This is a genomic window from Ruegeria profundi, from assembly GCF_049800715.1.
Lineage (GTDB): Bacteria > Pseudomonadota > Alphaproteobacteria > Rhodobacterales > Rhodobacteraceae > Ruegeria > Ruegeria profundi_A.
Genome location: NZ_JBNAFO010000027.1, coordinates 1 through 14,414, shown reverse-complemented (window position 1 = coordinate 14,414; position 14,414 = coordinate 1). Strand labels below are relative to the sequence as shown.

General features: G+C 52.0%; 15 protein-coding genes. 4 read left to right on the top strand and 11 right to left on the bottom strand.

Going from position 1 to position 14,414, the window contains the following annotated elements:
- Positions 1-74: 74 nt before the first annotated feature.
- The 4 genes from ACP15L_RS22655 to ACP15L_RS22640 form a co-directional block, all read right to left on the bottom strand.
- Positions 75-1,426, bottom strand: a protein-coding gene (locus ACP15L_RS22655) for an IS3 family transposase (RefSeq protein WP_425084199.1) whose coding sequence is annotated in 2 segments (ribosomal slippage) — positions 75-1,090 and positions 1,090-1,426 — 1,353 coding nt in all. Because the reading frame shifts where the segments join, the coding sequence is not laid out codon by codon here.
- Positions 1,427-1,703: 277 nt separating this feature from the next.
- Entirely contained in the window at positions 1,704-2,762 is a 1,059-nt protein-coding gene (locus ACP15L_RS22650) for an adenylate/guanylate cyclase domain-containing protein (RefSeq protein WP_170463847.1), read from the bottom strand.
- The gene (locus ACP15L_RS22645) at positions 2,759-3,148 is read right to left on the bottom strand and encodes a DUF1987 domain-containing protein (RefSeq protein ID WP_058276474.1); all 390 of its coding nucleotides are present in this window, start codon (positions 3,146-3,148) and stop codon (positions 2,759-2,761) included. The genes ACP15L_RS22650 and ACP15L_RS22645 overlap by 4 nt, the downstream gene beginning before the upstream one ends.
- 10 nt (positions 3,149-3,158) lie before the next feature.
- On the bottom strand, positions 3,159-3,713 hold the full coding sequence (locus ACP15L_RS22640; RefSeq protein ID WP_170463849.1) for a SiaB family protein kinase: 555 nt from the start codon (positions 3,711-3,713) through the stop codon (positions 3,159-3,161).
- 120 nt (positions 3,714-3,833) lie between these two features.
- Between ACP15L_RS22640 and ACP15L_RS22635 the strand changes: the two genes are divergently transcribed.
- From ACP15L_RS22635 to ACP15L_RS22625, 3 genes are all read left to right on the top strand, one after another.
- On the top strand, positions 3,834-4,211 hold the full coding sequence (locus ACP15L_RS22635; protein WP_145974863.1) for a hypothetical protein: 378 nt from the start codon (positions 3,834-3,836) through the stop codon (positions 4,209-4,211).
- A gap of 25 nt (positions 4,212-4,236) precedes the next feature.
- Positions 4,237-5,703, top strand: coding sequence for a SpoIIE family protein phosphatase (locus tag ACP15L_RS22630; RefSeq protein ID WP_170761903.1), 1,467 nt, complete (start codon positions 4,237-4,239; stop codon positions 5,701-5,703).
- Positions 5,704-5,805: 102 nt separating this feature from the next.
- Positions 5,806-6,189 (top strand): LysR substrate-binding domain-containing protein, encoded by a 384-nt coding sequence (locus tag ACP15L_RS22625; RefSeq protein WP_371808633.1) that lies wholly within the window; start codon positions 5,806-5,808, stop codon positions 6,187-6,189.
- 19 nt (positions 6,190-6,208) lie between these two features.
- Here the strand turns inward: ACP15L_RS22625 and ACP15L_RS22620 are convergent, their stop codons facing one another.
- The 4 genes from ACP15L_RS22620 to ACP15L_RS22605 all read right to left on the bottom strand — a co-directional run bounded on the left by ACP15L_RS22620 (position 6,209) and on the right by ACP15L_RS22605 (position 9,455).
- A complete protein-coding gene (locus ACP15L_RS22620) occupies positions 6,209-6,778 on the bottom strand; it encodes a carboxymuconolactone decarboxylase family protein (RefSeq protein ID WP_170761901.1) in 570 nt (189 codons plus the stop codon).
- Between the two features lie 137 nt (positions 6,779-6,915).
- Positions 6,916-7,401 (bottom strand): YHS domain-containing (seleno)protein, encoded by a 486-nt coding sequence (locus ACP15L_RS22615; protein ID WP_170463857.1) that lies wholly within the window; start codon positions 7,399-7,401, stop codon positions 6,916-6,918.
- A gap of 48 nt (positions 7,402-7,449) precedes the next feature.
- Positions 7,450-8,316: a cysteine hydrolase gene (locus ACP15L_RS22610; RefSeq protein ID WP_170463858.1), complete on the bottom strand. Its 867-nt coding sequence runs from the start codon at positions 8,314-8,316 to the stop codon at positions 7,450-7,452.
- A gap of 161 nt (positions 8,317-8,477) precedes the next feature.
- On the bottom strand, positions 8,478-9,455 hold the full coding sequence (locus ACP15L_RS22605; RefSeq protein WP_425085863.1) for an AraC family transcriptional regulator ligand-binding domain-containing protein: 978 nt from the start codon (positions 9,453-9,455) through the stop codon (positions 8,478-8,480).
- A 227-nt stretch (positions 9,456-9,682) separates the two neighbouring features.
- Here ACP15L_RS22605 and ACP15L_RS22600 point away from each other — a divergent pair, with 227 nt between their 5' ends.
- Complete coding sequence (locus ACP15L_RS22600) at positions 9,683-10,561, top strand: bile acid:sodium symporter family protein (protein ID WP_425085862.1); 879 nt, start codon at positions 9,683-9,685, stop codon at positions 10,559-10,561.
- 368 nt (positions 10,562-10,929) lie between these two features.
- Here the strand turns inward: ACP15L_RS22600 and ACP15L_RS22595 are convergent, their stop codons facing one another.
- The 3 genes from ACP15L_RS22595 to ACP15L_RS22585 form a co-directional block, all read right to left on the bottom strand.
- Complete coding sequence (locus ACP15L_RS22595; RefSeq protein ID WP_425085861.1) at positions 10,930-12,039, bottom strand: Fic family protein; 1,110 nt, start codon at positions 12,037-12,039, stop codon at positions 10,930-10,932.
- 155 nt (positions 12,040-12,194) lie between these two features.
- On the bottom strand, positions 12,195-13,250 hold the full coding sequence (locus tag ACP15L_RS22590; RefSeq protein WP_425085860.1) for a helix-turn-helix domain-containing protein: 1,056 nt from the start codon (positions 13,248-13,250) through the stop codon (positions 12,195-12,197).
- Positions 13,251-13,742: 492 nt separating this feature from the next.
- Positions 13,743-14,414, bottom strand: a 672-nt coding sequence (locus tag ACP15L_RS22585) for an IS6 family transposase (RefSeq protein ID WP_425085859.1), incomplete at its 5' end; no start/stop codon positions are given.

Below are 14,414 nucleotides of genomic sequence, written 5' to 3'. Positions count from 1 at the left end.
TGTCCGTTGTCAGGGGTTTTGGGACGGATGGCGGCGTGATCTAAGAGAGTATCTGTCTCATCTGGTTAGATTGATTATGCGGCGGTTTTGCGGTGAAGCAAGCGCCGGGTTTCGATAGTCTTTCGTTTGATCCTTTCTCGTTGTTTTAGAATGGTCTGCCCGCGTCCGAAGTAGACATCAGCGGGCGTGAGGTTTTGCAGGCTCTCGTGATAACGCCGGTGATTGTAGTGCTCGACGAAGGCGTCAATCTGCTGCGTGAGATCACCGGGCAGATAGTAGTTTTCCAACAGGATGCGGTTCTTGAGCGTCTGGTGCCAGCGCTCGATCTTTCCCTGAGTTTGCGGATGGTATGGTGCCCCTCGAACATGATCCATTTTCTGATCTTCCAGCCATTCGGCAAGCTCACCAGAGATGTAACTGGACCCGTTGTCGCTGAGCAGACGTGGCTTGTGCAGCACCGTTGCCTGATCACAGCCTGAGGCGTGCAGGGCGAGGTCCAGTGTGTCGGTCACATCCTCGGTCTTCATCGTCGTGCAAAGCTTCCAGGCGATGATGTAGCGGCTGTAATCGTCCAGGATCGTGCTGAGATAGAACCAGCCCCAGCCGATCACCTTGAGATAGGTAAAATCGGTCTGCCAGAGTTGGTTCGGTCGTGTTGTCTTGTCCTGGAACTCGTCTGCGGCTGACAAAACCACATAGGCTGGGCTGGTGATCAGATCGTAAGACTTGAGGATGCGGTAGACCGAAGCCTCTGACACAAAGTACTTTTCTGTGTCAGTGAAGCGAACAGCCAATTCACGCGGGGAAAGCTCACTTTCCTTCAGAGCCAGATCCTTGATCTTCTCGCGCACTGGCGTGGGAATGCGGTTCCAGACCCGTGACGGCGTGGGTCTACGATCTTCAAGCGCCTCGGGGCCGCCGACGAGATATCGGTCGTACCAGCGATAGAAGGTGGTCTTCGGAATGCCCAGCTTCTCCAAAGTGCGCTTGGTCGGCAGATGCGATTGCTCAACCAAGCGGATGACTTCCAGTTTTTCGGATGCGGGATATCTCATGCGTCGTCGTCCCCATCCGCGATCATGCTTTTTTTGAGCAACCGCAGTTCAAGAGCCTGTTCGGCAACCACCTCCTTCAGATCACGGGCTTCCCGTCTCAGATCCTTCACTTCGGTGGAAGTTGCCGCGCGGGCCGTGTCGCCTGCCAGACGTTTCTTGCCGGCCTCCAGAAATTCCTTGGACCAGCTGTAATAAAGGCTCTGCGCGATGACCTCACGACGGCACAGCTCTGCAATGCTGTCCTCGCCTTTTAGGCCGTCCAGCACGATCCTGATCTTCTCTTCTGCGGAATACTGTTTGCGGGTCGCACGGCGAATGTCCTTTACGACCTTCTCACCGTGGCTCTGCTTGGTTCCGGGTTTCTTTCTCATCTCCACTCCTTGGCGGTTACGATGAGCCAGAAACCCTCTCTTATCAAATCGACCTAAACTGTCCCATTGGCGCTGACGTCAGACAAATTGCAGCCGTCCACTGCAAGAGCAATGTATTGGGTTGGGTGAGTTCACAGTCCGCGGGCGAAGCTACCCTTGAGGCAGGTTACATCTAATTCAGATCTATGAACAAAACCGACCTTGTCCACAGCATGGAACAACTCTTGAGTATTCGTGGGAATTTGCCGAGACACGTTCAAACACTGGCTGCGAGACCTCAGTGTTCGTTTTTGCGGAGTGATGCAAGCGCCGTCTTAAGTATCTCTAAGCTTGCAGCGCGTTCTTCTGGTGTCATCGAGCTCGGGTCCAACACCATTTGAAAATTCGGGTTTTCATATACAACTTTTTCTGCGCGCGGTCTCGATTTCTTTTGACCCAAGACGCGGTATGTCATGACAGGTTGAGCCACGCCTTTGACTTGGATAGCACCGACTTCTTCGGTCTCTATTTCGTGGTTCACGTGCGCCCAGGTTTCGTACGAGATGTAAATCTCTCCTTCCTCGGCCTGATGCTCCAACCTTGATGCTACGTTCACAGCGCCGCCGATAATGGTGTAATCCATTCGGTCGTCACTTCCAAAATTCCCAACCGTACAAAAGCCTGTATTGATACCTATACGGCATTGTAAATGTTGCCTTATTCCTTGACGGCTCCATTTTGCCCGCAACTCTGTCAACTTGTCTCGCATTGCAATTGCCATTCTCACGCATGCCATAGCATCTTCCCGCACCCCTTTAGTCTCGGGATCTCCAAAGAAGACAAGGATTGCGTCGCCGATAAACTTATCTATCGTCGCACCGTGGTTCAGAGCGACTTCCGCCATTTCGGTCAGGTAGCTGTTCAGGAGTTCTGTTAAATCTTCCGACTCCATCTGATCCGTAAGCTCTGTGAAGCCGGCGACGTCCGAGAAAAACACTGTCAGCTTTTTTCGCTTACTCGCGAGTTTAACTTCTTGGCGACCGGAAAAGATCGAGTTGTAGACTTGAGGCGATAAGTATTTGGCAAGCTTTCCTGACAATGCCTCAAGCTCTTGGTTTTTTTGGGTAACTTCTTCGGCGGCGATGCGCTGTTTTTCGGCTAATGCATTCAGTTCCCGCTCGTTACGATCACTTAATCGCATCATGCGCCGTGTGGTTCTGAGCAGCTTTCTGTATTCTCCGACAAGGTTTTCAATTGATTTGCGTGCTTCACCATTCGGAAATTGTCCACTGTTTAAAGCTGCTTCCGCGACTTCCAAAGCCTCGTTCTCGCGAACAAAGAGATCGTCGATAGTCATCGATCCAACAACTTTTCCAGTGTGAACTTGGCATGTTTCAGGTCTTCCCCAAACTCCTCCCCAAGTTCTTCCATGGTTTCGTCTTCGGGGTCGTGAAACCAGTAGACGTCAACACTTTTCCCCGCCTCAGCCGCGGAATCCAAAAGCTCCATGATCAACATGATGGCCTTGGCGCTGGACGAATTGAAATAGATGAGTTCAAAGTCAAAACGACATTTGGATATTGAACCATCCGACAACCAACTTTTTAAAGCATCAAACAACGGGTTGTAAAATGTCGTAACATCCTCAGGGTAGGATTCCCCAATCAGTTTGAGGTGGCCAACGTCAAAATCGAACGCCACGGCCGGGGTGCGGTTTGTTGCCGGGATATCAATTTTCTGCATTCGTACCCTCTTAAACCGTCGCTTTGAGTGCGAAGAATGCGTGCTGATCGTCAATCCGCATAAAATCAAACTCGATTGGCTTTGACGCTCGGCGCGCAATTTCAATTAACCCGATACCTGCACTATTGCTGACGGCGTCAGTTTCTGACCGGAGTTGGCCTTTGTACGCAGCCCTAAGTTCCTCACGATTCATGGCGCGTAGTTCGGAAAGTCGTTTTCGCATGTTGTCTACGTCACTCAAAAGGATCAGATTGCCCGCATGAACGACATAGCCGTCGGCCTCGTTTCCTATGGTCACGATGCCGTAACTTATATCCAGTACCTCGGTCTCACCGTCGGCTGGTAGCCGTTCGACTGAATATCTGATCATGTTCTGCATTTGCTCTACGAAAACAGCGAAAACGCTTCGGAGAGTTTTGGTGTCGGCATCTTCAGACACTAATTTCTGCTTTAACGCATCGCCAACACCACTGAGGATACCTTCGGTTACATACCCACTGTATGCAAAGACAACGCCTTGTCGGCGCAGGTTGGCGCGTAGTTCGTAGACTTCGCTTGCAAGCATCTGTTCCCCTTGGTCATGCTTGGGTGGCACCAAGTTCAATTCAGGTCTTAATATCATAAGATACACATTTATGCATTTTTAGTGTATCAATTGTGCAGTGTTGTTAGTGGGGAGGTTAATATGATTAGGCTATTGTGTGTGGTCGCCGTAGTAATATCGTCCGACCCGGCTACAGCGGCCGATATTCCAACTGAGGTCAAGGCAAAGCTCCAATCCGCCATGATTTCGCATGTCGATGGGGTCATGGTCGACGGTTCTTACACGTATCTGGACACGACCACCAACGCGTTTGAAACCGTTTACCCTGCAAATGTTCATCCCATGGTTCTTCTTGCGGGAAATGACTATTTCGTCTGCTCTGAAATGATAACCGAAGATGGCGACACCGTGACCGCAGACTTTCTAGTGCGTGAAGTTTCCGGGGACTACAAAGTTGTACAGATGATCGTCAACAATCGTGGCGCTCTTCAGGCCGCGATGAAGAACATCGGGAACTAGATACCGGACACTATAGAGGCATTTAGTGGGTAAACTCTGGGCATTCTTGAAGCGCCGAATATTTCTGAAGCATATTCTGGCGACCCTGCTGCTCGGAGGCGTGTTAAATGCCATTGTGCTTCTTTTTTACTATGAATTCAAAAAGAAAGCTCAATCGGATCAGGTTGCCGCAGAGGTTGCAACGATTGCCAATCGTATAGCGCGCCCGTTGGCTGAATTGGTTGAAGTAGGGAATTTTGCGCAAGCAACGAGTCTGCTCGCCGTCTACTCGGGTTTTCCTTACGTTATTTGCGCTGAACAGAGGTTAGAGCGAAGCTTGGAAACACTGGTTTCCTGGCCTGCTATTGGATGCGACAAGATAAATAAATCTGGTCTAGACATCGTCGTTTCTGTTCCTACGGCCGCAGGGCCAGCCACGATGTTGGTCCGAATTGATCAGGAGATCTTGAACAATGAGTTAAAGACAGAAGTAAGTGTTGTGGTCCTTCTTGGAATCCTCGGGGGATTTGCGCTCATCTTAGCAGGCGCTGCTGCATTTTTATGGCTCATCAACAGACCTCTAGGCCAAATGTTGAAAGCCATCGAAAGGTTCGAGCAATACGATGACCCTAAAATTGTCCCATACGAGTCGGAAGATGAGATTGGCAAGGTTGTTCAAAGCTATAACTCAATGCTGGATCGCGAGGTTGAACGTGTCAATGAAATCCGAGAGGCGCACCATCAGATCGTCGCAAGCGTAAACTATGCCACGCGAATTCAGCAGGGTTTGTTGCCTACGACAAGCCAGTGCGAGGAAGCCTTTGCTGATTTCGCTGTCATATGGGAACCACGCGATTTGGTTGGTGGGGATATCTACTGGATCAAAACGGACGGCCCAATTACGACGCTCGCCTTAATTGATTGCACTGGACATGGCGTTCCCGGAGGCTTCATGACGATGCTGGCAATCGCTACACTCGAGCGGCTTTACTTCGAAAATGAAACGCTTAGCCCGTCGCTGGCACTGTCCAAGTTGAGCGATTTGACGCGTGCACTTCTAAATCAGGATACTGCAAACTGGACTTCCAACGACGGCATGGACGCCGCGATTTGCCAGATCGATTCAGCAAAAGGGGTGGCGACGTTTGCAGGTGCGCGTATGTCTCTTTTGGTCAAATCCAAGATCGGCATTGACCGAATCCGAGGTGATAAGCTGAGCATTGGGTATGTGGACACTCCTATTGGTCCAAAATTCTTGGAGCACGAAGTTCAAATAGATCAAATCACAGATTTTTTTGTTTCAACTGATGGGTTGATTGACCAATTAGGTGGAGAAAAACGCTTAGCTTTTGGTTTTCAAAGAATTGTATCTGTATTTGAACAGGAAGAGTGGTCGTGTTCGGAAGATCTATTGTCGGCTATTCACAGCGCTTTTCAAGATTATAGTACGAATGAAGAACGTTTGGATGACTTAACCATGATTGCTTTTCGCACTGCTCGAAATACAGATTAAGGTGTGTTTGTGAGGTGCGACGCCCTCCGCTTATCCGTAAACGTTGATGTCTACTCCTGTACTATCTAAGGCTTTGTTAGGCGTTATTAAAACTGAGGTGACATTGATTTTTCCCCGCTGAACAGACGCTACAGTGGACTGAATGCATCGGCCCAATGGCATTTTCAACGGGGCAGAAAGACTGTCACCAAACGCATGAGCACACGCATCAGCATGAACACAAATGACGCTGTGATCGAGTTGGCCTTGCAAGGTCATGGTGTCGGGCGGCTTCTGTCCGATCAAGTCGCACCCTACATTGCAGATGGGCGGCTCAAGACTGTTCTAAAGTCGTATGAACCACCCGAAGTCCCCATCCATCTTGTGCATCAAGAGGGACGAACCGTGTCTGCGAAGGTGCGCACCTTTGTTGACTTTGCTGTCGGACGTCTAAAATCACATCCCCTTCTTGTCGGGAATCAAACACAGGTCCAAAAGCAAGATTAACAAATGGGCGGGCGTCGCGCTATTCAGCCACTGCCGCGACCGAGGCGATCCATGCATTTGGCACAAAGGCATCATCCAACGCGGTGTCCGCCACATGGTTCGTATAGTTCGACAGGGTTTTCAACGCTGTGCCGAGGATGACTTCCAGCATAGATTGGCGTGTGTAACCAGCCGTCAGAAACGCCTCGACCTGTGCGTCGCTGGGCCAGCCTCGGCTTTCGTTGATCACGATGGCGAATTTGCGCAGTGCTTCCAATTTGGGGTCGGCGATAGGGCTGCCATCACGTAACGCTGCGATCACGTCTTCAGGGACACCGGCCATCAGTGAAAGAGTGGTATGGGCGGCCATGCAGTACTTGCACCCATTCAACCGGTTATTAGTCATAAGGATGATCTGGCGCTCAGTCTCTGACAGGCTGGTCTTTCCAAAGATGCTGGAAAGTGTCGTATAGCCTTCCAAAATTGCGGGCGCTTCGGCCATGGCCGCATAAAGGTTGGGCACAAAACCATATCCTTTCAGCGATGCTTCCAGAATTGGTTTCGCGGCATCAGGGGCTGAGGCGATTGTATATGTCTCAAAATCAGTCATGTCTGGTTTCCTTTGGGAAGAGTTTTCGACACACGCGAATTGTCATTGCGGACAGGGTGTCTTGGAGAAATGCCGGCCTTTTGGGGAGGGGAGAGGCAGCGGTGGCTCCGACCGGCAAAAGCCACCAAATTCCTCGATCAAAGGCTGCCGACAGGAGTGTTGTGGATGTCTGCCCACTTGGCATGGGCGCCTTGGATCACGGTCTCTTTGTCCTCAAGGTACTTCTTGAAGATTTCCTCGTTCACAAAGAGATAGAGCTTGTCGTCCACGATATCGGCATACCGAACATCGCCATCAAGCTTCTTGCCTACATAGACGCCAAAGGCGCAGAACCCGCCGAATTGAGGCAGATGTGCCGTCGGATCCGCCTCGAATGTGGCTTTCGCTGCCTGCGACGCAAAATAGTAGTCCACTCCATCATGGGCTGATGTAAAAGTGGCGTTGCCCATTTCGGGTATTTCGGCTTCAAACATCGATACAGGATCGACGCCATGCATGCCTAGGGGCTGCCCAGTCAAGGTAAGACTGTTCGAAACGTTGTATTCATCGTCAGCCAATGCCGCCGCCGCCAGGGCGAGAGTCAACGCTGTTGTAAGCGCGGGAAATTTAAAGATGCGTGTCATGATATGTCCTTTCAGGATGCTAGGATCAAATTTGAAGATCGATTTGGGTCAGGCCGATTGGCCAATGCGCTCAACCGCGTCGTCGGTCCACCAGACGCCGTTGGCGACCATGCGGAAGTTGATGACGGCGGCGAGATACCCGTCACCTTCAGGCACCTTGGCCCCGGCTGTGGCATCGCGAACGACAGCGACTTCGTAGCCCAGCTCCAGCAACTCGTAGAGATGCGCCTGCGTACACAGGTTCGCCGACATCCCCGCGAGGATCACCTTGTCGATCTTGCGTTTACGCAATTGCAGGTTCAGGTCATTCTGAGCAGGGCTGTAAACCTTGTGTGGCGAGCAAATGATGGTTTCGCCATCCTCGATGTACTTCTTGTATTGCGGCATCCAGTCGGCACCTGAGCCCTCGAAGTTGTCCAAATTGAGCGGTCCCAGGCGGTCAAACATGCCGATGCTGTGCATCGTGGCTTCCAGAGTGCCCTCGAACTCCCATTTGTGGTCATGTGGGTAGTAATAGTGGGGCGAGATGAAGACCGGCATCCCCGCAGCCTTGGCGGCAATGAAAAGCCGTTCGATATTGTCGACCGTGCCCTGTTCGGTCACGCTTTCGCCAACGACACCCCACGTCACACCGTCCTCTGACAAAAAATCAATCTGGGGGTCGGTCACCACAAGCGCAGTACGCCCCGGCTCGATGGTCATGTCGATTTGGGGAAGGCCTGGATTTTCCGGGTCAGCATAGTAGGCGCGTGCTTCGTCGGTCGCGGCAAGGGCCTGCCCGCCAGCCACTATTGTTGTACCTGCCGCGGCCGCACCGGCGGCTTGTTGCAAGAGTCGCCGGCGCGCCATATCAACGCGTTCGGGCGTGACGTCGCAAGCGCAGCTTGCTCCATGTTTGTGGTCATGATTGCTCATTGCAAATTTCCTTTGTCTGAGAGGGGCAATTGGGTTTGCTTTACTCGGCAGCGCCCCAGGTGGATCTGACAAAGAAGAAGTTATGCACCACATCGATTGAGGTATCGGCCCGCCCTGCCAAGGTTTTGGCCGAACCTGCCATGTGGTCTTGAGGTGTGTGCCTAGTCGGAGGTCGCTTGCTGCCTGAATCGTGCCGGAGCCTGGCCAACCCAGCGCTTGAAGGCGCGGCTGAACGTGCTCTGTTCCGAAAACCCGGTCATAAAGGCGATCTCGGCTATGGAAGCCTTACCGTCACGGAGCAGGTCACGAGCAAGTGCAACTTGCGCCTGACCAAGAACGTCGCGATAGGTCAGCCCTTCCTCGGCCAACCTGCGGTAAAGCGTGCGCTCGCTCATTCCCATCTCTTGTGCGACATGCGCTGCTTGCGGCGCGCCGTTACTCAGGGCCGGTGTAAGCCGGTGGACAATTGCTTGGCTCAGTGAGGTGTCGTCATCGCGAGAGTTGAACTCCTCATCCAGGTGCTTCGTCATGAAATCTGACAAGCCCGGATCGCCAAGGCGATTTTCGCTTTCCAGCATAGCAGGGCGCATAGCAATGGCGTTGTGGGCGCTCCCAAATCGAACCGGGCACCCGAAATATTCGGCGTAACGCTCTGGTTCTTGCCTGCATGGATGCTGAAACGTGACATATGCGAGCGACAACCCATCACCCACAAACCGATGCATGTTCCTCGCAAAGGCCGCAAGCGCGCATTCGTTGCGCAGCTCCAAGGCAGCGCGATGTGATGTTTGTCCCTCAAAAATCCAAAGGACCGGATCGCCGGTTTCATCAAGTCTGTAAACTGCGGTGTCCGTTACGAGACGAAAATAACGCTCGATCCGTTGCAAAGATTGCCGCAAGGTTGGAGCTGTCTTTACGGCTAGGCCAAGGACGCCGAGATCATCGGTCGCAATCGCGTTCGCATAGGCCTCAACCAACGCGGCCTCGTCCGCTTGTTGCGCACGAATCCAATCGATCAGATCGAAATACGCATCATCCGCCAATTGGCCGTCTTGAGCTTCTGGTAGACGCAGCACGACAGCGCCATTCGAAATCAGGGCGCCATCGTCGTTTAGCGTCATCCCGGCGGCGTTGGCCATCGCGCGGGCGAATGCGTAAGTTACACTTGCCATACAGTGAGATTAGCACTGGAAAGCTCTTTCACGCCAGATCGTCCAACCCTGTGATAGGTATAATAAATAGAGACAGCCTCGATCTTCGGGCGCTTGAGGATAAATGCGCCAAACTGATAACACTCGTCATCAGGTTTTCTGAACGGTATCGTCCGAAAGCGTGCGGAAGTATGCAGCCATAGAGGTCATGGTAGATGGGCGAAGTTTTCATATCTGTGCTGCTGCCGCTCGCAGTTGTTGTTATCATGTTCTGCCTTGGCCTCGGACTCACAGCGGCTGACTTTCAACGCATCGGACGACGTCCACGGGCCTTTTGCGTCGGCGCTCTCAACCAGATCATTTTGCTGCCTTGCATCGCTTTGATGGTGACTTTTATCTTTGGGATTTCCGCTGAGGCAGCCGTTGGCATCATGATTTTAGCGGCCTGTCCGGGCGGGGCGATCAGTAACATCGTAACCAAGCTTTCGAATTGGGATGTCGCTTTGTCCGTTACTCTTACAGCAGTCTTCAGTCTGACTTGTGTCGTTACCGTACCGCTCATCCTGGGGTTTTCGATGCAGATGTTCATGGGGGCAACTGGGCCCGCTATCGACATTTCTTCGACGGCTTTAGCAATGTTTTTTTTAACAGCTTCACCGATCCTAGCCGGGGTGATCGCGCGATCCTTGGCGCCGCGAATTGTAGCCGCGGTCGAACCAATCTTTAGCAAGGTCTCTATGCTACTTTTTGCGATGGTCATCGGAGGCGCTATCATTTCAAACTGGGTGGTGGTCGCGGATAACTACCTTAGGCTTGGACCCGCACTTTTTGCTGTAGGTGCGTCACTCACGTTTATTGGCATCATGAGTTCAGGGATGCTTGGATGCACAGACATCGAGGCGAAGACGATTTCAATTGAGACCGGCGTTCAAAACGGAGCTTTGGGAATCGCAATTGCCACTTTGCTGTTGCCTAACGCCAATGGGTTAAGCGAATACGCCATACCATCCGCAATTTATAGCGTGGTCTGGATCGTAACAATGTTGCCTGTCTTCGCCCTCCTTGCGCGAAGAAGCCCAATTTCACGATCTTGACGCCTATTCGCTAGCTTTGGTTATGCGCTGAGCCAAGCCCCTTTGTTTCCATGCCAGAGCGCCGTCTGGTCAAAGAGCGATCAAGGAGCTCCAAAGCCCGTTGTGGAACGGCCGCTTTGGCGATTTTCCCTTTTGAAGGGAAGAGCTGTTGCTGCCAGTGTGGTGGATCCTGCGTCAGCGAAGGTGTAGACGCCAAGGTCAGTTTTGTCCGCAAGTCGGAATTGCAAAGTCTTGGATTAAGTGTCCGGATTAGGCTGATTGCGGTCCTTTCGAGCAAGAATGCGGATGGCTGCAAAGTCCGCATTGCGGTCATTGGCACTAAGCGCAGCGAAGGTCCGGTTCCCGCCCTTCGTGTCGTACTTCAACCCCTACCCTTCCCAATCCAACTTTAACCAATAGCGGGTGTATCTGAGTTCACCTGTTCGGCTCAGCGCCCCCTTTTCTACCAGGTCCTGCAGATCCCGCGTCGCCGTGGCGCGCGACGCTCCCGTGATAGAGATATAGTTCTCGGCGCTGAGCCCCCCTTTGAACCCGTCCTGTCCAGCCTTGAACAAACGGGCGACTACCTTGCTTTGGCGGGCGTTAAACTGATCACGATACCGATCGTAAAAATGCGTCTTGGTAATAAAGAAGCCGACCCGCTCAAGCGTCACCTGCTGTGCTGTAAGGACTGTCTCGGCAAACCAAACGAGCCATGGCGTGACGTCCAGCGTCTTTTGATGGCGTTCAAGCTGATCATAATATGCCTTCCGCTCTCGCTCGATCGTGAAAGCAAGTGCAATCAGACTCGGCTGACCAATGTTTTGTGCCAGGGACTTTTCAGCCAGCGCCCTACCCAACCGGCCATTGCCGTCTTCAAAGGGGTGAATGCTCTCGAAATAAAGATGACTCAATCCTGCCCGGATCAGTGCACGCAATGGTTCGGGACCACCCGGTGCGGTCCGGTTGAACCAGGTTACGAACTGGTCCATTTCAGCCGGAACCTGACGTGAAGGTGGCGCTTCGAAATGAACCGTTGGACGGTCTAGCCTGCCTGAGACGATTTGCATCGCATCCTCATGGCTCCGGTATGATCCAATCGATTCCAGATGCCTGTCATGGGACAGAAGCATGTCATGCCACTGAAACAGGGTGTCGTGTGACAGTGGTTCTGAATAGTTGGAATAAACGTCCACCATCATTTCGGAAACGCCCTGCTCGCGCGGTTTGGACGGATAGCTGTCGGGAGCCAGTCCAAGATGTCGGCGCAGGGATGATTGCACGCTGAGCCGATCCAGCATCTCACCTTCGATCGCGCTGGTTTTCATCGCCTCTTCGCTCAGCAGGTCGATACGCAATTGATCACGATCTGCCCGGTTCACATGATGTACCGCTCCAAGCACTTCCCCTGAGGACAACAGGAACTGTTGCTCGTATGGTTCGAGTCTTGAGGCATCGTAACGAAATGTCGGCCAATCAGGGCTCTGCCAGTTCCACATCGTGAGGTATAAGAATCCAGTCTATAACTCATTATTTATTACTTTATGATCCATAGAGGTCAATCCTATAGCTCACTTCTTCCCGAACCGTTCAATCCAAACATTGGATTGAAGGATAAGCTGACGACAGAAAATCTCTTCCTGTTTCAAAAAACCTACGAACCATTGGAGGTCCGCGTCAGCATTGCGCTTGGAGATAGTTCTCCCTTTTCAATCTTGGCCAGTAGTGAAATCAGATAAACCCCTGGAGACTGTATGTTCTCAGCACGCTGAAAGATGTACCCGAGAACGATGAAGCGAATAGCTGGGCCAAACGTTGATTTCATTGCATACCAGGTTTGGCCAAGCCGTAGATACTCGGCGATATCATCCATAAGCCGATCACAGTGGTGCTGATCTTTTGCAAAGCGTAGCTCTGAGCATAGCCGTGGAAAACTGCGCTCCATTTGGTCTGGAGAAACCTGAATCTGAGAAAGTTTTTCTTTCTTAACTTCCGGATTCAAAGAGTCCTCTTTGTGCCCCTCAATTTTATTGTCACTGTCCCTCAATTTTTCTGTATCTGTCTGTGTTATTTCTGAGATTTCCACAGAGATTTCTGCCAATAGCTCGCAGAGTACATTCGCATCTGGTTTGCGACGCAGAGCATTGCGTACGGTGGTCATCAAATCGGAGACCGCGGTGTCATTTGCTACGAGTTCCCTAAGGCGTGCCAGAGCGGCGGAAACCTTGTCACGGAGTACAGTGAACTCCAGAACTCGATCAGCGTGCCTCTGGGCTTCCTGGATGAACTCAGGGTGCCGTTCAGACAAGGGCATCAAGGAGAGCCCAGTTGCGGTGACCACCCTGCCCTGTCGATCCCGGCGCGCCCATCGCTTACCGTTTGCGCTCATTACGCGGCGGATAAGTCCAAGCTCAACCAGCGTCGAGATATGACGCTCAACTGTCTGCACGCTGACATGCGTCCGTTTGGCGATCGCCGCGTTGGAAGCGAAGCAGATGTGATGATCATCTTGGTCCGCAGTAATCTGATCACCGCCCACAAAAGAAATCATGGCTCTCAGGACATTGAGAGTTGTGGATTTCAACCCAAGAGGTTCTCTGGCCTCTTCAACGGCGCGAAGAAGTATCCATTTTTTGGGTGTACTACTCCCCTGCCCTGCCGTCCCCGACAAGGTTGCTCCATTTGGAGCCAATGCTGCTACTGTTTTCATGATTATCTATCGGCAGACAAAAATTACCCGTTCGCTCAAGAGCGTTTTTTCTTGTGTGGCGATTCGGGTGCTGCTAGATTCTAGGTGTCTAATCTAAGAATTGCGCTTTGCGCAGCAGCCCTCGAAGCTCCGGTTTCGGGGGTTTTGTTTGTTTGCCTTCCTCCTTTCTGCTCGTCCTCAGTTCTTTTTCTCGGCGTTTACAGCTGTAAACTCAGCGTGTGAGCGCTTGATGATTTCAGCCATGTTTTTGTCCAACCAGCTAGCGAAGTCAGCGTTAGCTCCGGTCCTTTTGACCGAAACAGTTAGTGATCCGTTGGTGGATCTGATTGTAACTCCTTCAATTGGGCTGACTTCGGCTGCACCTTCTCTTTGTCGTGCACCACGTTTGGCAGCTGCTTTTAGGAGCATTTCCAGCCGATCATCTGACGACATTGATGGCGGATGTGTCGCAAATTTTTGGAGCGGCCAGCGACAGCGACTTATCAGACAAACTTATCCTACGATCTCTGCAAATAGCCGGAAGCCAGATGTCGTAGTGCTGGGGAATTGCTGTTTTCGGATCATGTTGGCGACCTCGATGCCGTCCAAAGTAGCTGATGCGGATCTGAACGATTTGAACCCACACATGTGCCGTACGCGACGCTTGATAAATCGATGATCCCGTTCGATCAGGTTATTCAGATACTTGGACCTGACCGTTTGGATTTTGGCTAGGCAGCCGAACCGCTTCAGGATCCTGTTCACCTCTCGAATGCCCGCCGCGTTGGCGCCGCTTTTGTCGATGACGATCTTGCTCGGGATTCCATTCGTCGATAGCGCTTTGCCAAAGAACCTTGCTGCTGCTGGACGGTTCCTGCGCTCAGACAGCATGAAATCAAGAGTATTCCCAGCTTTGTCGACGGCCCGATAGAGGTACACCCAATTGCCGCGAACACGAATATAGGTCTCGTCCATGCGCCATGAACTCAGTGTTGGACGCTTCTTTGATTGCGCACGAGCAGCGACGATCGGCGAGTATTTCACAACCCACCTATTCAATGTGGCATGATCAACTCGCACACCGCGCTCAGCCATGATCTCTTCCAAGTCACGATAGGACACCGTGTACCGCAGATAGAAGTAAACAGCGTACAAAACTGCATCCTTAGGGAAATGACAGCCCTT

What these genes read in the sequence shown, in the direction of transcription:
- ACP15L_RS22650 (WP_170463847.1), bottom strand. Translation starts at nt 2,762, where the DNA reads ATGACTATCGACGATCTCTTTGTTCGCGAGAACGAGGCTTTGGAAGTC.
- ACP15L_RS22645 (WP_058276474.1), bottom strand. Translation starts at nt 3,148, where the DNA reads ATGCAGAAAATTGATATCCCGGCAACAAACCGCACCCCGGCCGTGGCG.
- ACP15L_RS22640 (WP_170463849.1), bottom strand. Translation starts at nt 3,713, where the DNA reads ATGCTTGCAAGCGAAGTCTACGAACTACGCGCCAACCTGCGCCGACAA.
- ACP15L_RS22635 (WP_145974863.1), top strand. Translation starts at nt 3,834, where the DNA reads ATGATTAGGCTATTGTGTGTGGTCGCCGTAGTAATATCGTCCGACCCG.
- ACP15L_RS22620 (WP_170761901.1), bottom strand. Translation starts at nt 6,778, where the DNA reads ATGACTGATTTTGAGACATATACAATCGCCTCAGCCCCTGATGCCGCG.
- ACP15L_RS22615 (WP_170463857.1), bottom strand. Translation starts at nt 7,401, where the DNA reads ATGACACGCATCTTTAAATTTCCCGCGCTTACAACAGCGTTGACTCTC.
- ACP15L_RS22610 (WP_170463858.1), bottom strand. Translation starts at nt 8,316, where the DNA reads ATGAGCAATCATGACCACAAACATGGAGCAAGCTGCGCTTGCGACGTC.
- ACP15L_RS22605 (WP_425085863.1), bottom strand. Translation starts at nt 9,455, where the DNA reads ATGGCCAACGCCGCCGGGATGACGCTAAACGACGATGGCGCCCTGATT.
- ACP15L_RS22600 (WP_425085862.1), top strand. Translation starts at nt 9,683, where the DNA reads ATGGGCGAAGTTTTCATATCTGTGCTGCTGCCGCTCGCAGTTGTTGTT.
- ACP15L_RS22595 (WP_425085861.1), bottom strand. Translation starts at nt 12,039, where the DNA reads ATGTGGAACTGGCAGAGCCCTGATTGGCCGACATTTCGTTACGATGCC.
- ACP15L_RS22590 (WP_425085860.1), bottom strand. Translation starts at nt 13,250, where the DNA reads ATGAAAACAGTAGCAGCATTGGCTCCAAATGGAGCAACCTTGTCGGGG.